A 24,398-nucleotide genomic window follows, 5' to 3' on the forward strand; every position below is an offset into this window, starting at 1 on the left:
TACAACACCCTCCACCCTCTCCTACGCCCGGAAGATTGAGCAAAATCGACTGGTATCATAGTTTGATACCATGAATAATCATCAACGCAGCACCTTGAAGTTGATCTTCAGCAAACCGCTACCCAAGAGCCTTGAAGGGTCCCGTATCGAGTCACTGCTCAACAGTGTCGGAGCTGCGGTGATCGAAGGCAGTGGCTCCAGGGTTCGTTTTGATCTCAATGGAGTGATCGCGACCTTTCATCGCCCTCACCCCGACAAACATGCCAAGCCCTACCAGGTTCGCGATGCGCGCCTGTTTCTGGAGCAGGCAGGAGTGACCCCATGAACGTAATGACCTACAAGGGATATTCCGCTCGAATCGAGTACAGCGATGAAGACCAACTGCTGGTCGGTCATGTAGCAGGTATTCGCGATGTGATTGGCTTCCATGGCGAATCCGTCTCGGAGTTGCGCACTGCTTTCGAGGAGGCGGTGGATGATTATCTGCAAACCTGCGCCCGGTTGGGGCGCGAGCCGCAGAAAACCTATTCCGGAAAACTGAGCCTGCGCCTTGAACCGGAACTACATGCCAGCGTGGCCGCTAAAGCCGAGCTGGAACAAAAAAGCATCAATCAATGGGTCAATGATGTGCTGAATCAAGCAGCCCACGCCTGAAAGCGGGCAGATCGTGCGATCTGCCCCCCAACATGTTCAATCCCTCAAATCCGACTCATGAATCGGCTGGTCCCGACTGGTCGCCCGCTGGTACTGCGCCGGCCAGGTCGCTTTGTTGCCACCCAAATCGTCGTCCGCATGCAGCGGCCAGTACGGATCACGCAGCAGCTCGCGGGCGAGGAAGATCAGGTCGGCCTGGCCGGTGCGCAGGATATGCTCGGCCTGGGCCGGCTCGGTGATCATGCCGACGGTGCCGGTGGCGATCTCCGACTCTTTGCGCACCCGCTCGGCAAAGCGGGTCTGGTAGCCAGGGCCGGTGGGAATCTCGGCGTTCATCGAGGTGCCGCCGGAGGACACGTCGATCAGGTCCACGCCCAACGCCCTGAGGCGTCTGGCCAGTTCGACGGTTTCGTCCGGGTTCCAGCCATCCTCCACCCAGTCGGTCGCCGACACCCGCACGAACAGCGGCAGGGAGTCCGGCCAGACCTCGCGCACCGCCTCGGTGACTTGCAGGGTCAGGCGGATGCGGTTGTCGAAGCAACTGCCATAGCTGTCACGCCGCTGGTTGCTCAACGGCGACAGAAACTGGTGCAGCAGATAACCGTGGGCCGCGTGGATTTCCACCACCTTGAACCCCGCCACCAACGCCCTTTTTGCCGCAGCGACGAAGGCATCGATAACGTCACGGATCTGCGATTCGCTGAGTTCGGTGGGCGGCGTGTGTTGCGGGTCGAAGGCGATTTTTGACGGTCCCACCGGGATCCAGCCGCCGTCTTCCGGCTTGACGCTGCCATGCTTGCCCAGCCACGGCCGATGGGTGCTGGCCTTGCGCCCGGCATGGGCCAACTGGATACCCGGCACGGCGCCTTGAGCGGTGATGAAACGAGTGATTCGCTGTAGCGCCGGGATCTGCGCGTCGTCCCACAGGCCCAGGTCCTGGGCGGTGATGCGACCGTCGGCGGTAACCGCCACGGCTTCGGTGATCACCAGGCCGGCGCCACCGACCGCCCGACTGCCGAGGTGCACCAGGTGCCAGTCGTTGGCGAGGCCATCGACGCTGGAATACTGGCACATGGGGGAAACGGCGATGCGGTTAGGCAGGGTCAACTGACGCAGGGTGTATGGCTCAAGCAACAGGCTCATGAGGGCACCTCTCCATGACTCCGAATGGTAGGCCGAACCGAGCGCTCATTCTTCCCTGCGGCTCAGTGCCGGTCCTACTGAGCCTAGACCAGTTTCCTACCCTCGGGTCAGCGGACCGATCAGCGCGGCTCCATGTGCGCGATCATCAACTGCACGCTTTCCTGGCCGCGGAACTCGTTGACGTCGAGCTTGTAGGCCAGTTCCACCCAGCGCACGGTGGGGTTCGGCCAGACTTCGCGGTCGACACTGAAGGCAATACCGTCCAGCCTGACCGCACCGCATTCGCTCTTGAGCACCACCTTCAGGTGCCGCTCGCCCACCACCCGCTGCTCCACCAACTGGAACACGCCGTGGAACAACGGCTCGGGGAAATGCTGACCCCACGGCCCGGCATGACGCAGGGCACGGGCCAGTTCGAGGTGGAATTCCTCGACCGCCAGGGTGCCGTCGGACAGCAACCGGCCGGTCAGGTCTTCTTCGCGCAACTGGCGGCGGACTTCCTCATCGAAGGCTTCGGCGAACGCCGGGAAGTTATCCGCCGGCAACGACAGGCCCGCCGCCATGGCGTGGCCGCCGAATTTGCTGATGAGCTGCGGATGACGCGCCGCCACGGCGTCCAGCGCGTCGCGAATATGAAAGCCCGGCACCGACCGCGCCGAGCCCTTGAGCATGCCTTCGCCAGCATCGGCAAAGGCGATGGTCGGACGGTGATAGCGCTCTTTCATCCGCGAAGCGAGGATACCGATCACGCCCTGGTGCCAATCGGCTTCGAACAGGCACAGGCCGAACGGCATGGATTCCACCGGCAGGTCCTTGAGCTGGGCCAGGGCTTCGCGCTGCATGCCCTGCTCGATGGACTTGCGGTCCTGGTTCAGTTCGTCCAGTTGCGCAGCCATGTCCCGCGCCAGTTGCGGGTCTTCGCTGAGCAGGCATTCGATGCCCAGGCTCATGTCATCCAGGCGTCCGGCGGCGTTGAGGCGCGGGCCGATGATAAAGCCGAGGTCGGTGGAGGTGATGCGCTGGTGATCGCGGCGCGCCACCTCCAGAATCGCCTTGAGTCCGGGGCGAGCGCGACCGGCGCGAATCCGCTCCAGGCCCTGGTGCACCAGGATGCGGTTGTTGGCGTCCAGCGGCACCACGTCGGCCACACTGCCCAGGGCCACCAGATCCAGCAGTTCGCCGAGGTTGGGTTGCGGTTTGTCCTGGAAGTGGCCAAGGCTGCGCAGTTGCGCGCGCAATGCCAGCAGCACATAGAAGATCACCCCGACGCCGGCCAACGACTTGCTCGGGAACTCGCACCCCGGCTGGTTCGGGTTGACGATCGCATCGGCCTGGGGCAATTCGCTGCCGGGCAGGTGGTGGTCGGTGACCAGCACTTTCAGCCCCGCCGCCCGCGCCGCCGCCACGCCTTCGACGCTGGAAATGCCGTTATCCACGGTGACCAGCAGGTCGGGCGAGCGCTGCAGAGCCACCGCGACGATTTCCGGCGTCAGGCCGTAGCCGTATTCGAAGCGGTTGGGCACCAGATAGTCGACATGGGCCGCGCCCAGCAGACGCAGGCCGAGCACGCCAACCGTGCTGGCGGTGGCGCCATCGGCATCGAAGTCGCCGACAATGAGGATGCGCTGGCGCTTGGCCAGGGCTTCCAGCAGCAGGTCCACCGCGGCATCGATGCCCTTGAGCATCTGGTACGGCAGCAGCCGGCCCAGGCTCTTGTCCAGCTCTTCCGCGCTCTGCACGCCACGGGCGGCGTACAGGCGGGTCAGCAGGGGTGGCAGGTCGCCAAGAAACGGCAGGGTGGACGGCAGTGAACGCGGCTCGATACGCATGGGACGGCTTTGGCTTCCATGAAAAACAAAAAAACGGACGGCGGCTTAGCCGCGATCACCCAGCAACCACTCCAACTGGACTTCATGCTGACCACGGTCGTCGGTGACGAAGATCGTCCCTTCGCTGATCATCACGTCCCACTTGATAGCGCGCGGCATGTTGGTAGACAGGGTTTCCAGCACCTCTTGCGGCACCGCGGCGATATTGACGTTCTTCAGGCCCTTGACCGCATCGACTACCTTGCCGGTCCACACACGCAGGCTGCCGTAAGCCAGCAGGCTGGTGCGCTCGGTGCGGCGCGAGCACCAGGTCAGGCGATCGGCGTCCGGCTGGCCGACTTCGATCCAGTGCAGAACGCGGTCATCCAGGCTCTTTTCCCACAGCGCAGGCTCATCGACGTCCGACAGACCACGCCCGAACGACAACTGCTCGTTGTACCAGAAGGCGTAGGCCAGCAGCCGCACGGCCATGCGCTCTTCGGTTTCCGAAGGGTGGCGGGCGATGGTCTGCTTGACGCTTTCGTACACGCCGCGGTCGAGGTCAGTGAGGTTCAGTTCGAATTTGTAGGTGGTGGACGGCTGGGCCATGGGGCGGGCTTCTGATAACGGGGAAAGTCGCCCAGTCTACCCGATGCGACGGCTATCAACTAAGCGAACCCACAATCATGAGCTACAACAGTATCTGAGCCTTTCGCCCTGTGATAAAAACGAGCGCCTTGCCCACCGCCACGGATGTCTTATGTCGCTGCCCAGCAAACCTCTTGCCGGCCTCAAGGTCGTCGAACTCGGAACCCTGATTGCCGGACCGTTCGCCTCGCGGATCTGTGCCGAATTCGGCGCCCAGGTGGTCAAGGTCGAGTCACCCGACGGCGGCGACCCGCTGCGCAAGTGGCGCAAGCTCTACGAGGGCACCTCGCTGTGGTGGTTCGTCCAGGCGCGCAACAAGCAGTCGCTGACCCTCAACCTCAAGCATCCCGACGGCCTGGCGATCCTCAAGCGCCTGCTGGCCGATGCCGACATCCTCATCGAGAACTTCCGCCCCGGCGTGCTGGAAAAGCTCGGCCTGGGCTGGGACGTGCTCAAGGCGCTGAACCCGAAACTGGTGATGGTGCGCCTGTCCGGCTTCGGCCAGACCGGGCCGATGAAAGACCAGCCGGGCTTCGGCGCGGTAGGCGAATCCATGGGCGGGCTGCGCTACATCACCGGCTTCGAAGACCGCCCGCCCGTGCGCACCGGGATTTCCATCGGTGATTCCATTGCCGCCCTGTGGGGTGTGATCGGCGCGCTCATGGCGCTGCGCCACCGCGAGGTGAACGGTGGCGAAGGCCAAGTGGTGGACGTGGCGCTGTACGAAGCGATCTTCGCCATGATGGAAAGCATGGTCCCGGAATTCGACGTGTTCGGTTTCATCCGCGAGCGCACCGGCAACATCATGCCCGGCATCACGCCCTCTTCCATCCACACCAGCGCCGACGGCAAGCACGTGCAGATCGGCGCCAACGGCGACGCCATCTTCAAGCGCTTCATGCTGGCGATCGGTCGCCCCGACCTCGCCGACGACCCGACCCTGGCCAGCAACGACGGCCGCGACCTTCGCCGCGACGAGCTGTATGGCGTGATCGACCGCTGGGCCAACAGCGTGCCGCTGGACACCCTGATGCAGACACTCACCACCGCCGAAGTGCCGGCCAGCCGCATCTATTCCGCCGAAGACATGTTCAGCGACCCGCAATACCTCGCCCGCGAGATGTTCCTCCAGGCCAAGCTCCCGGACGGCAAGCCGTTCAAGATGCCCGGCATCGTGCCCAAGCTCTCCGACACGCCGGGCTCCACCGAATGGGTCGGACCCAAACTCGGCGAACACACCGAACAGGTGCTGGGTGACCTGGGCTACACCGCAGCGGCCATCGCCAATCTTCGTGAACAGGGTGCCATCTGACCGGGGCGCTGCGTCGACTCGGCCTGGGCGTCCTGCTCGGCGCGCTGCTGGCCGCGCCGGGCGCAGCGTGGGCGAAGGAACGGCTGATCTGGCTGCTGCGTGATTTGCCGCCGCTGACGATTTTCGAGGGTTCGCGCAAAAGCCAGGGCGCGGTGGATCAGATGCTGGCGATGCTGATCGAGCGCATGCCCGAGTACGACCACAGCATCCAGCGGGTCAACCGTGCCCGAGCCTTGCAGATGCTCCAGGAGGGCGGTTTCAATTGCGACCCGACGCTGCTCTGGACGCCCGAACGTGCGCGCTTCATCCATTTTTCGGTGCCGAGCATGGGCACCCTGAGCAACGGCCTGGTGGTGCGCAAGCAGGATCAGGCGCTGGTAGATTCTTTCCTGGTCAATCATGCCGTCGACCTCAAGGCCCTGCTGGCCAACCCGCCGGCCCGGCTCGGCATGGTCGCCGAACGCAGCTACAGCACACCGATCGACAGCGTGCTGAAGACCACGCCCGCGGAAAACCTGACGCCACATTACGGCACCGACGCGGTCAGAAGCCTTCTGCAGATGCAGCATCTGGGGCGGCTGAAATGGCTGCTGGCCTACTGGCCAGAGGTGCGTTATCTGAGCCTTGAACTGGGCCAGTCATTGGACGATCTGGTGTTCTACCCGATCCAGGGCGTGACGCAGTACCAGTTCATCCACGTCGGCTGTTCCGATACGCCGCTGGGTCACGAAGCCGTTACCCACATCAACCAGTTGCTGCTGGAGCTGCGCAAGGAAACCCTGCCGCCGCTCTATGGCCAGTGGCTCGACCCGCAAATGCGCGAAAGCTACATGAAGGATGCCGAACGCTTTTTCGACGATGACGCGCCATAAACAGGCAAAAAGAAACCCCGGACGGTGGGGAGGCCGCTCGGGGTTAAACGAAGGCCCTTGGGCCTCGTGTATGACAGTCAGAAAGCATCGGAGCAAAATGCCATCTGGCTGCCTGTATAAGGTCTGATTACGTTGCTAAGGAAAGGTTCCTACAAGGTAGCCGATAAATTCCTATCCTGTCGGGCGTGTTGCCAGGCCGCGATCACACAGGGCTGCAAACGTCCTTCGGCAATGCGCAGATCGCGTTGCAGACCGTCCACCAAGTCCACCAGCAGACGCTGATCCTGCAACTGGCTGGCCCTGACCGTGCGCTGCAACACTTCCAGGCCGGACTCGTCGCTCAGCGACAAGGCAAAATCGGTAGTCCCCTGGGGCGCCAGCGTGACCAGATAAGGTGCGAATGCTTCGTTGAGCAACAAGCTGACAGATTCCATCTTGTTCACTATTCACCTCGTTAGGACAAAGGGTCTTTAACTGACCCTGTGAGCGGCGGGAAAGTTCGGCCAGGTCACTTCGCTACACGTTCAGCGAGAATGCCCACGGAACATGACAGATTCAATCTGCACCCCTGATTAATATCAGAAAGCCAGTAGCCAGCTCAAGCCGCACCGTTTCGTGCCAGCGCCGCCGGCTCATGGGCACTCATCCACTTCAACAACTCTTCTTCGCCCATCGGCCTCGCGACAAAACCACCTTGCACCCGCGGCTTTCCTACATGGTTCAGGGCCCGCCAATCGTTGAAGGTCTCCACGCCCTGCACCACCACGTCCAACGCCAGGCGCCGCGCCAGGATCAACGCCGTCGCCACCGCGCCCGACTTCTTGCCGTCAGCGGCCAGGCCGCGCAGCAGCTCGGCAGGCAACTTCAATTCACTCAGGGGCAGCGCAAACAGTTGCGGCAGATGGCCGGCGGCGCTGCCTGAACATTCCAGTGCAAGACGACAACCGAGCTGACGCAAGACCGCCCATTGCTCGCCGTCGAGCAGGCCACAGTGGCCCTCCTTCAACGTCAGCGTGAGCACGCTGGCAGGCAGTTCCAGCGTCACCAGCAGTTGCGCCAACCGTGCGACGAAGCCGGCATCCGGCAACAACGTGGGTGGCAGTTCCACCGTCACCGGCAGAGGCTGACCACCGCCAAGGCAGGTCACCGAACTGAAAGCCAGTGCATGTTCGAGCACATGCCAGGTCAGCACGTCGAGCAGCCCGACCCCATTGGGCACGGTAAAGAACTGGCCCGGTGCCAACAGACCAAGGGTCGGGTGCTGCCAGCGCACGCTCGCTTCGACGCCAACCAGCGCACCCGCGGCGCAGATCATCGGCTGGTAACGAACCCGCCACTGCGCGCGGGACAAGGCCAGCTGCTCGGGAGACAGGCGAGTCAGTTCGAGGATATGCGGCGGTACGCCCGCCTGTTGTGGCACGTGTGCGTCTTCGCAGTACTGCGACAGCAGGCGGTGCAGCGTGGCGCAACTGGCCGGCTTGCGCACGCAGCCCAGCAGTTGCAGACCAAGCTGCCGGGACAGCTCGCCAATGCTGTCGAGCAGCGCGGGCTCGGCATCACTGAGGACGATCAACGCGTCAGCCAGCGCGTTTTCCGCCAGGTGCCGGATCAACGCCAAACCGTCGGCACCTTCCATGTACAGGTCGCAGATGGCGATATCCACCGGCCCACGGCGGGCCAGCATCTGCTTCGCGCACTCCACCGACTCGGCGGCCAGGACGTCGAACACGCCGTTGGCGTTGAGCATCTGGTGCAATGCCATGAGTTGAAAGGGATGGTCTTCGAGGATCAGGACCTTGAGCGAGTGCATCAACGTTTCTCCGCAGGTTGCAGGCTCGTGCGGCGGCACAAAGTCGCAACTCTAGGGAAAACAGAACGGCGGCCCTATAGGAAAAATCCCAAATTTAGCGCTCCATTTCCAACCGCCGCCGACGAACCGGCCTGAAACGCAGTTGCAAGCTTCAAGTGTCACGCTGCAAGAACAAACCGACCTGCGCGATACCTGCTCTTTCTTGTAGCTCGCAGCTTGCAGCCGGAAAAGAAAAAGCCCGTCACTCGACGGGCTTTTTCTTTTCCGGTGTCCGATCAGAGCGGTTTGCCGCGGTTGCCGTGCTTGCTGACGAAAGCCTGAACCTGGCTCAGGTCGTTGGCCAGGACCGTGCACCGCTCTTCACGGGAGAACAGGTCGGTCAGGTGGGCTGGCAGTTCCAGTTCCTTGCCGATGCCGGCCTTCTCCACCGCTTCCGGGAATTTGACCGGGTGCGCGGTGCCCAGCACCACCATCGGCGTATCCAGGCTGCGACGGCACTCGCGGCCGGCCTTGACGCCGATCGCGGTGTGCGGATCGAGGATCTCGCCCGTCTGGGCGAAGACTTCGGCGATGGTTTCGCAGGTCTGCGCGTCATCGACGGCCAGGGAATCGAACAGCTTGCGGGCTTCGACCCAACGGTCTTCTTCGACGCTGAAGCCGCCACCCTGCTTGAAGTTGGCCATCAGCTCGGCGATAGCCGCGCCGTTACGACCGTGCAGGTCGAACAGCAGGCGCTCGAAGTTCGACGACACCATGATGTCCATCGACGGCGACAGGGTCGCGTGCAGGGTTTCCTTGACGTACTGGTTGCCGCTCATGAAGCGGTGCAGGATGTCGTTGCGGTTGGTCGCGACGATCAGTTGGCTGATCGGCAGGCCCATGTTGCGCGCCAGGTAGCCGGCGAAGATGTCGCCGAAGTTGCCGGTCGGCACCGAGAACGCCACGGAACGCGCCGGGCCGCCCAACTGCAGGGCCGCGTGGAAGTAGTAGACGATCTGGGCCATGATCCGCGCCCAGTTGATCGAGTTGACCGCTACCAGGCGAGTGCCCTTGAGGAAGTCCTGATCGGCGAAGCTGGCCTTGACCATTTCCTGGCAGTCATCGAAGTTGCCTTCGATGGCGATGTTGTGGATGTTCTCGCCGAAGATGGTGGTCATCTGGCGACGCTGCACTTCCGACACGCGCTGGTGCGGATGCAGGATGAAGATATCGACGTTGTCGCAACGGCGGCAGCCTTCGATGGCCGCGGAACCGGTATCACCACTGGTAGCACCGATGATCACGACGCGCTCGCCGCGCTTGACCAGCACGTGGTCCAGCAGACGACCGAGCAGTTGCAGGGCGAAGTCCTTGAACGCCAGGGTTGGGCCGTGGAACAGCTCCAGCACCCATTCGTTGCTGTTCAGTTGACGCAGCGGTGCGACCGCGGCGTGAGCGAACTCACCGTAGGTTTCTTCGAGAATCTTCTTGAAATCGGCGTCGGCGATGCTGCCGGTGACGAACGGGCGCATCACCCGGAACGCCAGCTCGTGGTATGGCAGGCCGGCCCAGGAAGCGATCTCTTCCTGGGTGAAACGCGGCAGGTTTTCCGGCACATAAAGACCGCCATCGCTGGCAAGACCGGCCAGCAGCACGTCTTCGAAATTCAGGGCAGGAGCCTGGCCACGGGTACTGATATAGCGCATGAGGGCAAACCTTTCTTTGAGCTGCAAGCTTCAAGCGTGAAGCTGCAAGAGAGCGGCGGTGCACCTTCTTGCAGCTTGTAACTTGCAGCTAGACGTTAGTTGAGCTGTTCGACGCGGATCCGCACGACCTTGCCGATCACGTCCTGGAGGGCTTCCAGCGCCGCGATGGCGTCGTTCATGCGTTTCTCCTGGACCTTGTGGACCAGCAGGATCATCGGCACCAGGCCGTCCTGTTCCTCGACTTCCTTCTGCATGATCGACTCGATGTTGATCCCGCGCTCGGAGAGGATGCTTGCCACCTGGGCCAGTACGCCCGGATGGTCCTTGGCCTGGATGCGCAGGTAGTAGGCGCTTTCGCAGGCGTCGATCGGCAGGATCGGGTGGGCCGACAGCGAATCCGGCTGGAAGGCCAGGTGCGGAACGCGGTTTTCCGGGTCGGCGGTCATGGCACGGACCACGTCCACCAGGTCGGCGACGACCGAGGAAGCAGTGGGTTCCATGCCGGCGCCAGCGCCGTAGAACAGGGTCGAACCCGCGGCGTCGCCGTTGACCATCACAGCGTTCATCACGCCATTGACGTTGGCGATCAGGCGGTCAGCCGGGATCAGCGTCGGGTGCACACGCAGTTCGATACCGGCGGCAGTGCTGCGCGCCACGCCCAGGTGCTTGATGCGGTAGCCCAGGGCCTCGGCGTAGTTCACGTCAGCAGTGGTGAGCTGAGTGATGCCTTCGGTGTAGGCCTTGTCGAACTGCAGCGGGATGCCGAAAGCGATGGAAGCGAGGATGGTCAGCTTGTGCGCAGCATCGATGCCTTCGACGTCGAAGGTCGGGTCCGCTTCGGCATAACCCAGCGCCTGGGCTTCGGCCAGCACGTCCGGGAAGGTGCGACCCTTCTCGCGCATTTCGGTGAGGATGAAGTTGCCGGTGCCGTTGATGATGCCGGCGACCCAGTTGATACGGTTGGCCGAGAGGCCTTCACGGATCGCCTTGATCACCGGGATGCCGCCGGCCACGGCGGCTTCGAAGGCGACAATCACGCCTTTTTCGCGGGCGCGGGCGAAGATCTCGTTGCCGTGCACGGCGATCAGCGCCTTGTTCGCGGTGACCACGTGCTTGCCGTTGTCGATGGCCTTGAGCACCAGCTCGCGGGCCACGGTATAGCCACCGATAAGTTCAATGACGATATCGATCTCGGGGTTGCTCGCGACTTCGAACACATCAGCGGTAATGGGGGTACCGGTAATCTGGCAGTTCGGGTTGGGCGAACGCATGGCAATCTGTGCCACTTCAATTCCACGCCCGGCGCGGCGGGCAATCTCCTCGGCGTTTCGCTGAAGTACGTTGAAGGTTCCGCCACCGACGGTCCCTAACCCACAGATGCCTACTTTGACCGGTTTCACTGTGAAACTCCCCATTGAACGACCGGTGTGGAACCGATCGTGAAAAAAGCCGCCTCCCCATGGTGGCGGCTCACTGATTGAATTACTTGGCGACGGCCAAGGCCAGCTTGGCCACTTGCGGGGCCGGCTGGTAGCCCGGGATCACCTGGCCATCTTCCAGCACGATGGCTGGCGTGCCGTTGACACCGATGGACTGGCCCATGGTGAACTGCTTGCTGACCGGGTTCTCGCACTTGGCGGCCTTGATTTCCTTGCCGTCGATCATCTTGTCCAGCGCACCCTTGCGGTCCTTGGAGCACCAGACCGCCTGCAACTGCTCGTCACCCGGCGAGCCGAGGCCCTGGCGCGGGAAGGCGACATAGCGCACTTCGATACCGAGCTTGTTCAGCTCAGGCACTTCGGCGTGCAGTTTGTGGCAGTACGGGCAGGTGGTGTCGGTGAACACCGTGATGTGCGACTTGGCCGGGCCAATGGCAGGATAAACCACCATTTCCGCGCCTGGAATGGCATTGATCGTCTTGGCGATGGCCTGACGCTCGGTCTTTTCAGTCAGGTTGACCGGCTTGCCGTCCTGCACCTGAAACAGATAGCCCTGGACCAGGAACTGGCCGTCGGCGCTGGCGTACAGCACACGCCCGCCCTTGAGTTTGACTTCGTACAGGCCATTGAGCGGACTGGCGGCGATGCTGTCGACCGGGACTTCCGACTCCAGCGACTGCAGGGTTTTGCGGATCGCCTGCTCGTCAGCCAGGACGAACGAACTGGCCAGCGCCAGCGCGGCGGCGGCAACAATCTTGATCATGCGCATTTGGAGCTCCTGAAAGCGTACAAGGGGCCGGGAGGGGGACGCCCGGATGGAAAACACGGGGGATTGGCCGGCCCAAGACGTAAACCCCGGAAGACTACCATATTCATCGCCCTGCGACGGGCACCTTGACCGCTCGAATGCGCAGACAAACGAAGCGGCCGCGGCCGATTCGTTCGCTAACCCCTGGGATGGTGCCGAGCATGCAGTTCCTGCAGCCTCGCTCTGGCTACGTGAGTATAGATCTGGGTGGTCGACAGGTCGCTGTGGCCCAGCAGCATCTGCACCACGCGCAGGTCGGCGCCGTGGTTGAGCAGATGAGTGGCGAAGGCGTGGCGAAGGGTGTGGGGCGACAGTGCCTTGCCGATCCCGGCGACCTGGGCGTGGTGCTTGATACGGTGCCAGAAGGTCTGGCGGGTCATCTGCTCACCACGCTGGCTGGGAAACACCACGTCGCTGGGGCGACCGTTGAGCAGGCCGTTGCGACCGTCACGCAGGTAGCGCTCCAGCCAGACCACCGCCTCCTCGCCCATCGGCACCAACCGCTCTTTGCTGCCCTTGCCCATGACCCGCAACACGCCCTGGCGCAGGTTGATCTGGTCGAGGGTCAGGCTGACCAGTTCGGTAACCCGCAAACCACAGGCATACAGCACTTCGAGCATGGCGCGGTCACGCTGGCCGATGTCTTCGCTCAGGTCCGGCGCCCGTAGCAGGGCTTCGACGTCAGCCTCGGAGAGCGATTTGGGCAATGGCCGGCCGAGCTGCGGCATATCGATCTGCAGGGTCGGGTCGACGGCAATCAGTTTTTCCCGCAGCAGGTAGCGGTAGAAACCGCGCAGGCCGGAAAGAAAACGCGCCGTGGAGCGCGGCTTGTAGGCGTGATCCAGGCGCCAGCCGAGGTGATCGAGGATCAGTTCGCGGCCGGCATCGGGCAATGCAATGCCCTTTTCCTGCAACCAGCCGTTGAACAGCGCCAGGTCGCTGCGATAGGACGTTCGGGTGTTGTCCGACAGGCCTTTTTCCAGCCACAGGGCATCAAGAAACTGGTCAATCAGGGGGTGGTCGATAGCAGGCATGAAAACTCGGAGACGGGGCGATGAAAACGCCGAAGTGCCGCTAGTCTTCCATAACCATGCCGGGATAGGGAGTCCGAATGAACGAACAACAGATTCTGCTCGCGTTTGGCGGCATTGGTGCGGCGGCACTGGGCTGCCAGTGGCTGGCCTGGCGCCTGAAGCTCCCGGCCATCCTGTTTCTGCTGCTCAGCGGCATTCTCGCCGGCCCCGTGCTGGGCTGGCTTGATCCGCAGGAAATGTTCGGCCCGCTGCTGATGCCACTGGTGTCGCTGGCGGTGGCGCTGATCCTGTTCGAAGGCAGCCTGACCCTGCACCTGTCGCAATGGCGCGACATCGGCAGCGTTGTGCAGCGCATGGTGACCGTCGGCGCGCTGGTCACCTGGGTGGTGATTGCCGTCGCAACGCACTGGCTGCTGGGTTTCGACTGGCCGTTGGCGGTGCTGTTCGGCACCCTGACGCTGGTTACCGGCCCCACGGTGATCGTGCCGATGCTGCGGGTGGTGCGACCCAAGGCGACGATCGCCAACATCCTGCGCTGGGAAGGCATCGTCATCGACCCGATCGGCGCGCTGCTGGCCGTGGTGGTCTACAGCTTCATCATCGCCAGTGCCGCGGATGACGGCCTGAGCCAGAGCCTGCGAACCTTCGCCGGAGTCATTCTCTGCGGCAGCGCGTTCGGTGCCGCCGGCGGCTGGTTGCTGGGCCAGGTGATGCGTGAGCAATGGTTGCCGGAATACCTGCACAACCTGGCGTCGCTGGCGGCGGTGCTGGGGATCTTCATCGCCGCCAACCAGGTGATGCACGAATCGGGACTGCTGGCGGTGACCCTGATGGGCATGTGGCTGGCCAACATGAAAGGCGTCGACGTCCGGCAGATCCTGCACTTCAAGGAAAACCTCAGCGTGCTGCTGATCTCCGGGCTGTTCATTCTGCTCGCCGCGCGCCTGGACCTGACCGCCCTCCTCGGCCTCGGCCCGTCGGTGCTGGCGCTGCTGCTGGTGATCCAGTTGATCGCCCGCCCCCTGAACGTCGCGCTCTCAACCTGGCGCTCGCCGCTGAACTGGCGCGAACGGGCGCTGCTGGCCTGGATCGCACCGCGGGGGATCGTCGCGGCGGCGGTCTCGGCGATCTTTGCGATTCGCCTGAACGAGGCCGGTCACGAGGGCGCCTTGCTGCTGGTGCCGCTGACCTTCGCCGTAATCATCGGCACGGTGGTGCTGCAGAGCGCAACAGCGCGGCCGCTGGCCCGCCTGCTGAAAGTCGCGGAGCCCGCGCCCAGCGGCTTTCTTATCGTCGGCGCCAACCCGCCCGCACGGGCGATTGGCAAAGCCTTGCAACAGATGGATTGCCGGGTGCTGCTGACCGACTCCAGTTGGGAGAACATCCGCGCGGCGCGCATGGAAGGGCTGGCGACTTACTTTGGCAATCCGGCCTCGCAGCATGCGGATGCGCACCTGGATCTGGTCGGCCTGGGCCATCTGCTCGGGCTTTCTCCCGCAGGCGAGTTGAATGCGCTGGCCTGCATGCGCTTTCGTCACGACTTCGGCCATACCCGGCTGTTTTCGTTGGCCAGCGGCCTGGAGGTCAGTCGCAGCGACAAGCACCGGGCCAGCGATGAACACCGCGGGCATGTGCTAGGAAATCCGCCACTGACCTATGTACAACTGGCCAATCAACTGCACCACGGCGCCGAGCTGTACAGCACACACCTGACCGAAGCCTTCGACTGGGACGCCTATCGGGCGCTGCATGGTGAGCGGGCGACCTTGCTGTTTGCCCGGGACGCCAATGGCTGGGTGCATGTGCTCGGCCCGGACAGCCCGCTCAAGCCCGGGCCGGGGTGGACGGTGCTGGCGCTGATTAGACAGGATGAAAGCCGTTGAGCACTGCGATCAGAACCCGGGCAATACCGGAACCGGACGCTTGTCCTCGTCGATGGCGACAAAACTGAACAGGCCGTGAATGGCTTTCTCGCGGCTGTCGCAGCTCATGCTTTCAACAAACACTTCGACTTCCACCTTGAGGCTGGTGTTGCCGACTTTAACGACCCGACCCACCAGCTCGACGATGGAACCCGCGGCGATCGGGTGCTTGAAGTCGATGCGGTCAGTGGACACGGTTACCAGTGGCAGACGGCAGAAGCGCGTCGCGGCAATGAACGACACTTCGTCCATCCAGGCCAGCGCGGTGCCGCCGAACAGGGTGTTGTGGTGGTTGGTCGTGGAGGGGAATACCGCCTTGGTCACGCGGGTGACCGACAGCTCGGTGCGGCGTTCGATTTCCTGGTCTCTGGGGGTCATGGGATCACTTGAACAAAGAATGCAGTTGCACGCTGCAAGCCATAAGGTTGGGGTGCACTGTAGGAGCGAGCTTGCTCGCGAAGGGCCCCACCATATTTAACCGACAAACATCTTGCGGCTTGAAGCTCACAGCGCTGAAAAACAAAAAGGGCAGCCCGGAGGCTGCCCTTTCTTTCGCAAAGGTCGGACTGGACTTAAGCCAGTTTTTCCTTGATGCGAGCTGCTTTACCGGACAGGTCACGCAGGTAGTACAGCTTGGCTTTACGCACGTCACCACGACGTTTCACGGCCAGGCTGTCGATTTGCGGGCTGTAGGTCTGGAAAGTACGCTCAACGCCAACACCGTTGGAGATTTTGCGAACGGTGAAAGCGCTGTTCAGACCACGGTTGCGCTTGGCGATTACAACGCCTTCGAAAGCCTGCAGACGGGAGCGGTCACCTTCCTTCACTTTCACCTGAACGACGATGGTGTCGCCCGGGGCGAAGGCCGGGATTTCTTTGCTCATCTGTTCAGCTTCGATCTGCTGAATGATTTTGTTGGTCATCTTGTGCTCCTAAGGTAAATCGTCGGATCTACCATCGATACGTTAACTATCGTCCCGCTCGCGGAGGTACTCCTCGAGCAGCTTCTTCTCTTCTCCAGAAAGTGAGCGACTTTCCAGAAGATCGACGCGTCGTTCATAGGTCCGCCCAAGGGACTGCTGTAAACGCCAACGCCGGATGTGTGCATGGTTGCCACTGAGCAACACGTCGGGAACACGCTGATCCGCATACACCTCCGGACGGGTGTAGTGCGGGCAATCAAGCAGACCGTCGGTGAAGGAATCCTCCTCCGCCGAGTCCGCATGCCCTAAAGCTCCGGGCAGCAGCCGTGTAACCGCATCAACCAGGACCATTGCCGGCAGCTCACCGCCAGACAATACGTAGTCACCAATCGACCACTCTTCATCGACATGAGCCTCAATAAAGCGCTCGTCAATGCCTTCATAACGACCGGCTATCAGAATCAACGATTCATGCTTCGCCAGGTCCTTGACCGCCGACTGAGTCAGCTTGCGGCCTTGTGGCGACAGGTAGATCACCTTCGCCGCTCCTCCGGTTGCCTGCCTGGCCTCGACCAGGGCGTCTTCCAGAGGCTTGATCTTCATCACCATGCCCGGACCACCACCAAAAGGCCGATCATCTACCGTGTGGTGACGATCCGTGGTGTAGTCCCGCGGGTTCCAGCAGGTCAGTTGCAACAACCCCTGTTTCACCGCTCGGCTGGTAATGCCGTACTCACTGATGGCCGAGAACATCTCGGGAAACAGCGTGATGACGTCTACGCGCAGGCTAGCCATTGCTTAGAAGTCCGCGTCCCATTCCACCCTCATTTCGCCTGCCGCCAGGTCGATTGCCAACACGCATTGCTCTGTATAGGGCAATAGCCGTTCACGATCATCCAGGCTGCCAGCGCAGGGCTTGACCACCATTACATCGTTCGCACCGGTCTCCAACAGGTGATCAACCTTGCCGAACAGATGTCCGTCCTGGTTGATGACACTCAGACCCACGAGCTGATACCAGTAGTAATCGCCGTCGGTCAGGTTGGGCAAAAGGCTGCGAGAGATACAAATCTCATAACCGCTCAGAAGACGAGCTTCATCACGATCGTCGAGCCCTTTGAGCTTGGCGACCAGATCCTTTTGAGTGGATCGGCCCGAGACCAGCTCTACCTGCTTGACCACACCTTCGCGCCGAAGCGTCCAGTTGGGGAAATCCAGCAGGTTTTCGATCGGATCGGTAAAGGAATAGACCTTCACCTCGCCGCGAACGCCGTGAACCGAAAAAATCTTGCCGACAACGATCAAGTCATCAGCGTTTTTTGGCGTCGCGTTCATATTGCTCAGGCGGCAGCCTTGGCAGCGTCCTTCAACAGCTTGGCAACGCGCTCAGAAGGCTGTGCGCCAACGCTCAGCCAATGAGCAACGCGGTCTTCCTTAACGGACAGACGAACTTCCTGGCCACGAGCGATAGGGTTGAAGAAACCAACCTGCTCAATGTGCGAACCGGTAACAGCGTTACGCGAGTCGGTCACGGTCAGGGTGTAAAATGGGCGCTTTTTGGAGCCGCCACGGGCAAGACGGATGGTTAGCATTGAACATCGTTCCTGTAGTCGGTGCTGCAAATCATAATGCACAGCGGGCACACGGGTGCCCGAAAGGCCGCATATTCTCAAGGAATACACGGGTATTTGCAAATGCCTTTTTACACGAGGTAAAAGGCCTGCCTGCTGATCTGCGGTTTGCACTGCCTTATATAAAAGGCAGCAATGGTCCCGCCGAGGCGGGATTTCAGTCGCTGGCACATCTACACGCCAACGACTTGAATCGGGTTTACATCTTGGGCATGCCGCCGCCAGGCATCATGCCGCCCAGGCCGCGCATCATTTTGGCCATGCCGCCCTTGGCAGAAAACTTCTTCATCATCTTCTGCATTTGCTTGTGCTGCTTGATCAGGCGGCCAATGTCCTGCACCTGGGTGCCGGAACCCATGGCGATACGGCGTTTGCGCGAACCGCTGATCAGGTCAGGGTCACGGCGCTCGGCCGGGGTCATGGAGTTGATGATCGCTTCCATCTGCTTGAACTGCTTCTCGGCTGCGCCCTGGGCGTTGCCCATCTGCGCCAGGTTGACCCCACCGATGCTCGGCAGCTTGTCCATCAGGCCGCCGAGGCCGCCCATGTTCTTCATTTGCAGGAGCTGGTCGCGGAAGTCTTCGAGGTCGAAGCCCTTGCCCTTTTTCAGCTTCTTGGCGAGTTTGTCGGCCTTTTCCTTGTCGAGCGTCTGCTCGGCCTGCTCGATCAGGCTGAGCACGTCGCCCATGCCGAGGATCCGCGAGGCGATACGGTCAGGGTGGAACGGCTCGAGCGCTTCAGTCTTCTCACCCATACCGATGAACTTGATCGGCTTGCCGGTGATCGCGCGCACCGACAGCGCGGCACCGCCACGGGCATCACCGTCGACCTTGGTCAGCACCACACCGGTCAGCGGCAGGGCATCGCCGAACGCCTTGGCGGTGTTGGCGGCGTCCTGGCCGGTCATGGCGTCGACCACGAACAGCGTTTCGATCGGTTTGACCGCGGCGTGCAGGTCCTTGATCTCGGCCATCATCTCGGCGTCGATGTGCAGACGACCGGCGGTATCGACGATAACCACGTCGATGAATTTCAGCTTGGCTTCGCGGATCGCCGCTTCGGCGATGGCCACCGGCTTCTGGCTGATGTCCGACGGGAAGAAGGTCACGCCGATATCGTTGGCCAGGGTTTCCAGTTGCTTGATCGCCGCCGGACGGTAGACGTCGGCCGAAACGACCATGACGGTCTTCTTCTTGCGCTCTTTAAGGAAGCGCGCGAGCTTGCCGGCGGTGGTGGTCTTGCCCGCGCCCTGCAGGCCGGCCATCAGTACCACGGCGGGCGGTGCGGCATTCAGACTCAGGTCTTCGTTGGCCGCGCCCATCAATTCTTCGAGTTCGGCCTGGACGATCTTCACGAACGCCTGGCCCGGCGTCAGGCTGCGCGAAACCTCGGTCCCGACCGCACGTTCCTTGACCTTGTTGACGAAGTCCTTCACCACCGGCAAGGCGACGTCGGCTTCGAGCAACGCCATGCGCACTTCGCGCAGGGTGTCTTTGATGTTGTCTTCGTTCAGCTTGGCCTTGCCGGTGACATGGCGCAGCGTCTGTGACAGACGATCGGTCAGGTTTTCAAACATGGGGATCCTTTCGGGCTCTTGTAGAACCGAGGTTTATCAGCCGCCCCAGGCGCATTCGGCCGGCCTTGGGCAGGGGCAGGGCGGCGATTATAACGAAGACTCGCGCCAGCGCACACCATACCGTCGGCGCACAGTCTTCCTAGGGGGCCGGGTTCTATGCCAAACTCATCGGCTTTCGGGCTTGCCTAACAGGACTTATGCTCCCCTTGTCACCCAGCTTGCTACCCAACCTGATCGCCGCCTGCCTCTACGCCGCCGCGATCATCCTCCAAGGCACCGGCCTGGCCCGGGGCGTCAAGGCCGACAAACGGCTGCTCGGCCTGCTGGGAGGCCTGGCGGTCGTCGCCCAAGGCGCCGCGCTGTACTGGCAACTGCTCACGCCCTTGGGACTGAGCCTGGACTTCTTCAGCGCCGCCAGCCTGATCGCCACCGCAGTCATTGCCATCACCCTGCTCGCCTGCCTGCGCAGTCCGGTGGAGAACCTGCTTCTGTTGCTGTTCCCACTGGGCCTGCTGACGGCCCTGATCGCGCAATTCGCGCCGTCGGGCACGGTTCCGCTGATCAACGAAGAGCCCGGCATCCTCGCGCATATCCTGCTGTCGATCCTCGCCTACGGCCTGTTCACCATCGCGGTGTTCCAGTCGCTGTTGCTGCTGATGCAGGACCACCAGCTCAAGCACAAGCATCCGTCCGGGCTGATCCGCAATTTCCCGCCGCTGCAAACCATGGAAAGCCTGCTGTTCGGCTTCCTCTGGGCCGGCTGGGGCCTGCTCTCGCTGTCGCTGATCTCCGGCTGGTTGTTCCTCGACAACCTGTTCGCCCAGCATCTGGTCCACAAGACCTTGCTGGCCTGCGTCGCCTGGATCGTGTTCAGCGTGCTGCTGTGGGGCCGCACCCGCCTCGGCTGGCGCGGACACAAGGCGATCCGCTGGACCCTCGCCGGGTTCTGCCTGCTGATGCTGGCGTATTTCGGCAGCAAGCTGGTACGCGAATTCATTCTGCATATCTGACGGGCGAACTATGGACACCTTGCCGTTGGCTCCGCTGCTCGGGCTTCTGGCCCTGGCCTTGCTGTGGTCGGCACTGTTCACCGCGGTCGACGCCGCCCGCGTGCAACTGGCGGGCAACCGGCGCAACGGCAATGGCGGCGCCCGCGACACCTCTGACCTCCCGCCCCAGGCGCTGATCTTCGGCGCCACCCTCGGCAAGCTGCTGGTGCTGGCCCTCGCCGGCCTGACCGGCCTGCGCTGCCAGGGCGAGACCGGTTTCTGGCTGGGCTGCCTGGCAGCGGCCATCCTGCTGCTGGTCTGCGCAGAGTACCTGCCGCGGCAACTGGCCCGACGCAACCCGGAAGCCTTTATCGGCCTGGGCATCGTCCTGCGCCTTCCGCTGCGCCTGCTGCAGCCGCTGGCCTGGTTGCTGGACTGCATCGCGCGCCTGATCCTGCGGCCTTTTTCAGTGCGGCCGAGCATGGTCAACCAGCATGAACAGAATGCCGACAGCGAGCCGGACGATAGCGACGCCTCGGAGGAAAACCCCTCCCACAGCAGTCTCCCCACCAGCCTGAAGGCGCTGGAGAGGGTCACTGTCAACCACATCCTGGTGCCGCGCAGCGAAGTCGACGGGATCAACCTGGACGATTCGATCGAGCAGATCATCGCGCAATTGAACACCTGCAAACACACGCGACTGCCGGTATTCCACAACGACATCAACCAGGTCCAGGCGGTGCTCAACACGCGGCATATCGCCCACCTGCTGCCCAAGGCCGAACTGACCCACGAAACCCTGCTGGCCGCCTGCTACGAGCCCTACTTCGTCCCGGAAAGCACCCCGCTGCAACTGCAGTTGCTCAATTTCCACAAGCAACAGCGGCGGATGGGCATCGTTGTCGACGAGTACGGCGAGGTGGAGGGCATCGTCACCCTGGAAGACATCCTCGAAGAAATCGTCGGCGAGTTCGAAGAACAGGACGACCTCGACAACCCGCATATCCACCCGCAAGGGGATGGCCGTTACGTGATCGAAGGCAACGTGGCGATCCGCGAGCTCAACCGCAGCCTTGGCTGGCACCTGCCCAGCGACGGGCCGAAGACCCTCAACGGGTTGGTCACCGAGGCGCTGGAAAGCATCCCGGCCAGCGCGGTGTGCCTGAAGATCGGCCGCTACCGCCTGGAAATCCTCGAAACCGAAGACAACTGCGCCAGCCGGATCCTGGTCTGGACCGTCGCCCGCCAGCCCGCCGCCTGATTCGTTACGCCCGCAACGCCTGACATAGACACATTTCGTATCGAATCTGGCTATACTCGACCCACGCTTACCCAGCCCTGCCGTCGCGCCCGCTACCCGCTCCCGGCGCTTTCCGGCCAGTCCGCACCGCCTGCATCGCGCGCTTTACCGGCACCGCTTCACACCCCGAACAGTGCCCGCGCCCGCCCCCATCCCCCCAGGGCTATGCTCGGCCGCGCGACCCATACCAAAAAAATGCTCCGACGCAGCGCCGTCGCCCGTGCGCGGCCGCCCAGGAAGCCTTCGACTGTCAGGGGACCTTGCATGACCACCAGCAGCACCTACAACAATGAGGCCGACACCGCGCCGTCCGGCAATTCGCCGGCCCGCGTCGCCACGGCCAGCTTCATCGGCACGGCCATCGAGTTCTACGATTTCTATGTCTACGCCACCGCCGCCGCGCTGGTGATCGGACCGGTGTTCTTCCCGCAGACCTCCGGCACCGCGCAGATGCTGTCGGCGTTTCTCACCTTCGGTATCGCCTTCCTCGCGCGGCCACTGGGCTCGGCGCTGTTCGGCCACTTCGGCGACCGCATCGGACGCAAGTCCACCCTGGTTGCCTCGCTGCTGCTGATGGGGGTGTGCACCACGCTGATCGGCGTCCTGCCGGGACATGACAGCATCGGCAACTGGGCGCCGGTCCTGCTCTGCGTCCTGCGTTTCGGCCAGGGCCTGGGCCTGGGCGGCGAATGGGGCGGCGCGGCGCTGTTGGCCACCGAGAACGCGCCCAAGGGCAAGCGCGCCTGGTTCGGCATGTTCCCGCAACTCGGCCCGTCCATTGGTTTCCTCGCCGCCAACGGCCTGTTCCTGGCGCTGGCGATGCTGCTGAGCGACGAAGACTTCCGCGCCTGGGGCTGGCGCATCCCGTTCCTGCTCAGCGCGGCGCTGGTGATCGTCGGCCTGTACGTTCGGTTGAAGCTGGAGGAAACCCCGGTGTTCGCCAAAGCGATGGCCAGCCACCAGCGCGTGAAGCTGCCGGTGGTCGAGCTGTTCGCCCAATACTGGCTGCCGGTGCTGCTGGGGGCCGGGGCGATGGTGGTGTGCTATGCGCTGTTCTACATCTCGACGGTGTTTTCGCTGAGCTACGGCGTGTCGACGCTGGGCTACACCCGGGAAACCTTCCTCGGCCTGCTGTGCTTCGCGGTGCTGTTCATGGCCCTGGCCACGCCGCTGTCGGCCTGGCTCAGCGACCGTTACGGGCGCAAGCCGGTGCTGGTGATCGGCGCGCTGATGGCGATCGCCTCGGGCTTTGCCATGGAGCCGTTGCTGACGTCCGGGTCCACCGCCGGCGTGGCGTTGTTCCTGGCGATCGAGCTGTTCCTGATGGGGGTTACATTCGCACCAATGGGCGCGCTGTTGCCCGAGCTGTTCCCGACCCACGTGCGCTACACCGGCGCGTCGGCGGCTTACAACCTGGGCGGAATCGTCGGCGCCTCGGCAGCACCGTTCTTCGCACAGAAGCTGGTGGCCATGGGGGGATTGAGCTGGGTGGGCGGGTATGTGTCGGCCGCGGCCCTGCTGAGCCTGATCGCCGTGCTGTGCCTGAAGGAAACACAGCACACGGAGTTGTAACGACAACGCGGGGCGAGCCAGGCGGCCCGCCCCGCGTCTACAGCCTTACAGCTCGACGTTGACTGCTTGCGAAGCGCGGGTCGCCTTGGCCCGGGCGGCCTCGATCGACTCGTCGCGCGCCAGGCACACGCCCATGCGGCGCTGGCCGTTGACTTCCGGCTTGCCGAACAGACGCAGCGCGGTATCAGGCTCGGCCAGGGCGGCGCCGAGGTTGTCGAAAGCGGTCTGCTGCGACTGACCTTCCACCAGGATGACCGCGGACGCCGACGGACCGAACTGACGGACCGACGGGATCGGCAGGCCGAGAATTGCCCGGGCGTGCAGGGCGAACTGCGACAGGTCCTGGGAAATCAGGGTCACCAGGCCGGTGTCATGCGGGCGCGGCGAGACTTCGCTGAACCACACCTGATCGCCCTTGACGAACAGTTCGACGCCGAACAGGCCGCGACCGCCCAGCGCCTCGGTGACCGCCTTGGCCACCCGCTCGGACTCGGCCAGCGCCACCGGGCTCATGGCCTGTGGCTGCCAGGATTCCTGGTAGTCGCCTTTCTCCTGACGGTGACCGACAGGTGCCAGGAAGGTGGTGCCGCCAACATGACGAACAGTCAGCAGGGTGATTTCGTAGTCGAAATCGATGAAGCCTTCGATGATCACCCGGCCCTTGCCGGCACGGCCGCCTTCCTGGGCGTAGTCCCAGGCTTTCTGCAGGTCGTCGGCGCTTTTCAGCAGGCTCTGGCCCTTGCCCGACGAACTCATCACCGGCTTGACCACACACGGGAAGCCCAGGTCCAGGGCGGCCTTGCTGTAGTCCTCGAAGGTGTCGGCGAAGTGGTAAGGCGAGGTGGGCAGGTCCAGCTCTTCAGCCGCCAGGCGACGGATGCCTTCGCGGTTCATGGTCAGTTGCGCGGCGCGGGCGGTCGGCACTACGGTGAAGCCTTCGGCTTCCAGCTCGACCAGGGTCGCGGTGGCGATGGCTTCGATTTCCGGGACGATGTAGTGCGGTTTCTCGGCCTCGATGACCGCACGCAGGGCGGCGCCGTCGAGCATGTTGATCACGTGGCTGCGATGCGCCACCTGCATGGCCGGGGCATTGGCGTAACGGTCCACGGCGATCACTTCGACGCCCAGGCGTTGCAGCTCGATCACCACTTCCTTGCCCAGCTCGCCACAGCCACAGAGCAGTACACGGGTCGCGGTGGGCGACAATGGGGTTCCGATACGGGTCATCTCAGGTCCTCAAAGGGAAGGAATCCATGGCCGCCCCAGCACGGT

General features: G+C 62.9%; 24 protein-coding genes. 8 read left to right on the forward strand and 16 right to left on the reverse strand.

Annotated elements, in window-relative coordinates; genetic code table 11:
* The first annotated feature begins 70 nt into the window (after positions 1-70).
* Positions 71-325, forward strand: a complete 255-nt coding sequence (locus CKW37_RS04170; RefSeq protein WP_095154177.1) for a type II toxin-antitoxin system HicA family toxin — start codon at positions 71-73, stop codon at positions 323-325.
* Complete coding sequence (locus CKW37_RS04175; RefSeq protein WP_095154178.1) at positions 322-654, forward strand: type II toxin-antitoxin system HicB family antitoxin; 333 nt, start codon at positions 322-324, stop codon at positions 652-654. Before CKW37_RS04170 ends, CKW37_RS04175 begins: the two co-directional genes overlap by 4 nt.
* Before the next feature lie 36 nt (positions 655-690).
* On the opposite strand, the gene CKW37_RS04180 is transcribed toward CKW37_RS04175, so the two are convergent.
* The 3 genes from CKW37_RS04180 to CKW37_RS04190 all read right to left on the reverse strand — a co-directional run bounded on the left by CKW37_RS04180 (position 691) and on the right by CKW37_RS04190 (position 4,214).
* The gene (locus tag CKW37_RS04180) at positions 691-1,797 is read right to left on the reverse strand and encodes an NADH:flavin oxidoreductase/NADH oxidase (protein WP_095154179.1); all 1,107 of its coding nucleotides are present in this window, start codon (positions 1,795-1,797) and stop codon (positions 691-693) included.
* Positions 1,798-1,916: 119 nt separating this feature from the next.
* Complete coding sequence (gene recJ, locus CKW37_RS04185; RefSeq protein ID WP_095154180.1) at positions 1,917-3,626, reverse strand: single-stranded-DNA-specific exonuclease RecJ; 1,710 nt, start codon at positions 3,624-3,626, stop codon at positions 1,917-1,919.
* A gap of 45 nt (positions 3,627-3,671) precedes the next feature.
* Positions 3,672-4,214, reverse strand: a complete 543-nt coding sequence (locus CKW37_RS04190) for a YaeQ family protein (RefSeq protein ID WP_095154181.1) — start codon at positions 4,212-4,214, stop codon at positions 3,672-3,674.
* Positions 4,215-4,365: 151 nt separating this feature from the next.
* Between CKW37_RS04190 and CKW37_RS04195 the strand changes: the two genes are divergently transcribed.
* Both CKW37_RS04195 and CKW37_RS04200 read left to right on the forward strand, forming a co-directional pair.
* Positions 4,366-5,565 carry a CaiB/BaiF CoA-transferase family protein gene (locus CKW37_RS04195; protein WP_095154182.1) on the forward strand — a complete coding sequence of 400 codons (1,200 nt, stop codon included), beginning with the start codon at positions 4,366-4,368 and terminating at the stop codon, positions 5,563-5,565.
* 23 nt (positions 5,566-5,588) lie between these two features.
* Positions 5,589-6,437 (forward strand): TIGR02285 family protein, encoded by an 849-nt coding sequence (locus CKW37_RS04200; protein WP_256587684.1) that lies wholly within the window; start codon positions 5,589-5,591, stop codon positions 6,435-6,437.
* A 149-nt stretch (positions 6,438-6,586) separates the two neighbouring features.
* On the opposite strand, the gene CKW37_RS04205 is transcribed toward CKW37_RS04200, so the two are convergent.
* The 6 genes from CKW37_RS04205 to xerD all read right to left on the reverse strand — a co-directional run bounded on the left by CKW37_RS04205 (position 6,587) and on the right by xerD (position 13,213).
* Positions 6,587-6,871 (reverse strand): DUF3509 domain-containing protein, encoded by a 285-nt coding sequence (locus CKW37_RS04205; RefSeq protein ID WP_095154359.1) that lies wholly within the window; start codon positions 6,869-6,871, stop codon positions 6,587-6,589.
* Positions 6,872-7,035: 164 nt separating this feature from the next.
* Positions 7,036-8,247, reverse strand: a complete 1,212-nt coding sequence (locus tag CKW37_RS04210; protein ID WP_095154184.1) for an EAL domain-containing protein — start codon at positions 8,245-8,247, stop codon at positions 7,036-7,038.
* Between the two features lie 275 nt (positions 8,248-8,522).
* The gene (gene thrC, locus CKW37_RS04215; RefSeq protein ID WP_095154185.1) at positions 8,523-9,932 is read right to left on the reverse strand and encodes a threonine synthase; all 1,410 of its coding nucleotides are present in this window, start codon (positions 9,930-9,932) and stop codon (positions 8,523-8,525) included.
* A 95-nt stretch (positions 9,933-10,027) separates the two neighbouring features.
* The gene (locus tag CKW37_RS04220; RefSeq protein ID WP_095154186.1) at positions 10,028-11,332 is read right to left on the reverse strand and encodes a homoserine dehydrogenase; all 1,305 of its coding nucleotides are present in this window, start codon (positions 11,330-11,332) and stop codon (positions 10,028-10,030) included.
* Between the two features lie 82 nt (positions 11,333-11,414).
* The gene (gene dsbC, locus CKW37_RS04225) at positions 11,415-12,140 is read right to left on the reverse strand and encodes a bifunctional protein-disulfide isomerase/oxidoreductase DsbC (RefSeq protein ID WP_095154187.1); all 726 of its coding nucleotides are present in this window, start codon (positions 12,138-12,140) and stop codon (positions 11,415-11,417) included.
* A 176-nt stretch (positions 12,141-12,316) separates the two neighbouring features.
* A complete protein-coding gene (gene xerD, locus CKW37_RS04230) occupies positions 12,317-13,213 on the reverse strand; it encodes a site-specific tyrosine recombinase XerD (RefSeq protein ID WP_095154188.1) in 897 nt (298 codons plus the stop codon).
* 77 nt (positions 13,214-13,290) lie between these two features.
* On the opposite strand from xerD, the gene CKW37_RS04235 reads away from it, so the two are divergent.
* Positions 13,291-15,096: a sodium:proton antiporter gene (locus tag CKW37_RS04235; RefSeq protein ID WP_095154189.1), complete on the forward strand. Its 1,806-nt coding sequence runs from the start codon at positions 13,291-13,293 to the stop codon at positions 15,094-15,096.
* Between the two features lie 9 nt (positions 15,097-15,105).
* Here the strand turns inward: CKW37_RS04235 and CKW37_RS04240 are convergent, their stop codons facing one another.
* The 6 genes from CKW37_RS04240 to ffh all read right to left on the reverse strand — a co-directional run bounded on the left by CKW37_RS04240 (position 15,106) and on the right by ffh (position 19,265).
* Entirely contained in the window at positions 15,106-15,513 is a 408-nt protein-coding gene (locus CKW37_RS04240) for an acyl-CoA thioesterase (protein WP_095154190.1), read from the reverse strand.
* 194 nt (positions 15,514-15,707) lie between these two features.
* Positions 15,708-16,058 carry a 50S ribosomal protein L19 gene (rplS, locus tag CKW37_RS04245; RefSeq protein WP_095154191.1) on the reverse strand — a complete coding sequence of 117 codons (351 nt, stop codon included), beginning with the start codon at positions 16,056-16,058 and terminating at the stop codon, positions 15,708-15,710.
* A gap of 42 nt (positions 16,059-16,100) precedes the next feature.
* Positions 16,101-16,853: a tRNA (guanosine(37)-N1)-methyltransferase TrmD gene (trmD, locus tag CKW37_RS04250; protein ID WP_095154192.1), complete on the reverse strand. Its 753-nt coding sequence runs from the start codon at positions 16,851-16,853 to the stop codon at positions 16,101-16,103.
* Positions 16,854-16,856: 3 nt separating this feature from the next.
* The gene (gene rimM / locus CKW37_RS04255) at positions 16,857-17,393 is read right to left on the reverse strand and encodes a ribosome maturation factor RimM (RefSeq protein WP_095154193.1); all 537 of its coding nucleotides are present in this window, start codon (positions 17,391-17,393) and stop codon (positions 16,857-16,859) included.
* Positions 17,394-17,398: 5 nt separating this feature from the next.
* Positions 17,399-17,650: a 30S ribosomal protein S16 gene (rpsP, locus tag CKW37_RS04260; RefSeq protein WP_095154194.1), complete on the reverse strand. Its 252-nt coding sequence runs from the start codon at positions 17,648-17,650 to the stop codon at positions 17,399-17,401.
* A gap of 238 nt (positions 17,651-17,888) precedes the next feature.
* Positions 17,889-19,265 (reverse strand): signal recognition particle protein, encoded by a 1,377-nt coding sequence (gene ffh, locus CKW37_RS04265; RefSeq protein ID WP_095154195.1) that lies wholly within the window; start codon positions 19,263-19,265, stop codon positions 17,889-17,891.
* Between the two features lie 197 nt (positions 19,266-19,462).
* On the opposite strand from ffh, the gene CKW37_RS04270 reads away from it, so the two are divergent.
* The 3 genes from CKW37_RS04270 to CKW37_RS04280 all read left to right on the forward strand — a co-directional run bounded on the left by CKW37_RS04270 (position 19,463) and on the right by CKW37_RS04280 (position 23,126).
* The gene (locus CKW37_RS04270) at positions 19,463-20,275 is read left to right on the forward strand and encodes a cytochrome c biogenesis protein CcsA (protein WP_095154196.1); all 813 of its coding nucleotides are present in this window, start codon (positions 19,463-19,465) and stop codon (positions 20,273-20,275) included.
* 10 nt (positions 20,276-20,285) lie between these two features.
* Positions 20,286-21,515 carry a transporter associated domain-containing protein gene (locus CKW37_RS04275; protein WP_095154197.1) on the forward strand — a complete coding sequence of 410 codons (1,230 nt, stop codon included), beginning with the start codon at positions 20,286-20,288 and terminating at the stop codon, positions 21,513-21,515.
* A gap of 303 nt (positions 21,516-21,818) precedes the next feature.
* Positions 21,819-23,126 carry an MFS transporter gene (locus CKW37_RS04280; RefSeq protein ID WP_095154198.1) on the forward strand — a complete coding sequence of 436 codons (1,308 nt, stop codon included), beginning with the start codon at positions 21,819-21,821 and terminating at the stop codon, positions 23,124-23,126.
* 45 nt (positions 23,127-23,171) lie between these two features.
* Here the strand turns inward: CKW37_RS04280 and purT are convergent, their stop codons facing one another.
* Positions 23,172-24,353, reverse strand: coding sequence for a formate-dependent phosphoribosylglycinamide formyltransferase (purT, locus tag CKW37_RS04285; RefSeq protein ID WP_095154199.1), 1,182 nt, complete (start codon positions 24,351-24,353; stop codon positions 23,172-23,174).
* Positions 24,354-24,398: the final 45 nt, after the last annotated feature.

The sequence above is a fragment of the Pseudomonas sp. Irchel 3E13 genome, assembly GCF_900187455.1.
In the GTDB taxonomy this organism is placed as follows: domain Bacteria; phylum Pseudomonadota; class Gammaproteobacteria; order Pseudomonadales; family Pseudomonadaceae; genus Aquipseudomonas.

What these genes read in the sequence shown, in the direction of transcription:
- CKW37_RS04170 (WP_095154177.1), top strand. Translation starts at nt 71, where the DNA reads ATGAATAATCATCAACGCAGCACCTTGAAGTTGATCTTCAGCAAACCG.
- CKW37_RS04175 (WP_095154178.1), top strand. Translation starts at nt 322, where the DNA reads ATGAACGTAATGACCTACAAGGGATATTCCGCTCGAATCGAGTACAGC.
- CKW37_RS04180 (WP_095154179.1), bottom strand. Translation starts at nt 1,797, where the DNA reads ATGAGCCTGTTGCTTGAGCCATACACCCTGCGTCAGTTGACCCTGCCT.
- recJ (WP_095154180.1), bottom strand. Translation starts at nt 3,626, where the DNA reads ATGCGTATCGAGCCGCGTTCACTGCCGTCCACCCTGCCGTTTCTTGGC.
- CKW37_RS04190 (WP_095154181.1), bottom strand. Translation starts at nt 4,214, where the DNA reads ATGGCCCAGCCGTCCACCACCTACAAATTCGAACTGAACCTCACTGAC.
- CKW37_RS04195 (WP_095154182.1), top strand. Translation starts at nt 4,366, where the DNA reads ATGTCGCTGCCCAGCAAACCTCTTGCCGGCCTCAAGGTCGTCGAACTC.
- CKW37_RS04205 (WP_095154359.1), bottom strand. Translation starts at nt 6,871, where the DNA reads ATGGAATCTGTCAGCTTGTTGCTCAACGAAGCATTCGCACCTTATCTG.
- CKW37_RS04210 (WP_095154184.1), bottom strand. Translation starts at nt 8,247, where the DNA reads ATGCACTCGCTCAAGGTCCTGATCCTCGAAGACCATCCCTTTCAACTC.
- thrC (WP_095154185.1), bottom strand. Translation starts at nt 9,932, where the DNA reads ATGCGCTATATCAGTACCCGTGGCCAGGCTCCTGCCCTGAATTTCGAA.
- dsbC (WP_095154187.1), bottom strand. Translation starts at nt 12,140, where the DNA reads ATGCGCATGATCAAGATTGTTGCCGCCGCCGCGCTGGCGCTGGCCAGT.
- xerD (WP_095154188.1), bottom strand. Translation starts at nt 13,213, where the DNA reads ATGCCTGCTATCGACCACCCCCTGATTGACCAGTTTCTTGATGCCCTG.
- CKW37_RS04235 (WP_095154189.1), top strand. Translation starts at nt 13,291, where the DNA reads ATGAACGAACAACAGATTCTGCTCGCGTTTGGCGGCATTGGTGCGGCG.
- CKW37_RS04240 (WP_095154190.1), bottom strand. Translation starts at nt 15,513, where the DNA reads ATGACCCCCAGAGACCAGGAAATCGAACGCCGCACCGAGCTGTCGGTC.
- rplS (WP_095154191.1), bottom strand. Translation starts at nt 16,058, where the DNA reads ATGACCAACAAAATCATTCAGCAGATCGAAGCTGAACAGATGAGCAAA.
- trmD (WP_095154192.1), bottom strand. Translation starts at nt 16,853, where the DNA reads ATGGCTAGCCTGCGCGTAGACGTCATCACGCTGTTTCCCGAGATGTTC.
- rimM (WP_095154193.1), bottom strand. Translation starts at nt 17,393, where the DNA reads ATGAACGCGACGCCAAAAAACGCTGATGACTTGATCGTTGTCGGCAAG.
- rpsP (WP_095154194.1), bottom strand. Translation starts at nt 17,650, where the DNA reads ATGCTAACCATCCGTCTTGCCCGTGGCGGCTCCAAAAAGCGCCCATTT.
- ffh (WP_095154195.1), bottom strand. Translation starts at nt 19,265, where the DNA reads ATGTTTGAAAACCTGACCGATCGTCTGTCACAGACGCTGCGCCATGTC.
- CKW37_RS04270 (WP_095154196.1), top strand. Translation starts at nt 19,463, where the DNA reads ATGCTCCCCTTGTCACCCAGCTTGCTACCCAACCTGATCGCCGCCTGC.
- CKW37_RS04275 (WP_095154197.1), top strand. Translation starts at nt 20,286, where the DNA reads ATGGACACCTTGCCGTTGGCTCCGCTGCTCGGGCTTCTGGCCCTGGCC.
- CKW37_RS04280 (WP_095154198.1), top strand. Translation starts at nt 21,819, where the DNA reads ATGACCACCAGCAGCACCTACAACAATGAGGCCGACACCGCGCCGTCC.
- purT (WP_095154199.1), bottom strand. Translation starts at nt 24,353, where the DNA reads ATGACCCGTATCGGAACCCCATTGTCGCCCACCGCGACCCGTGTACTG.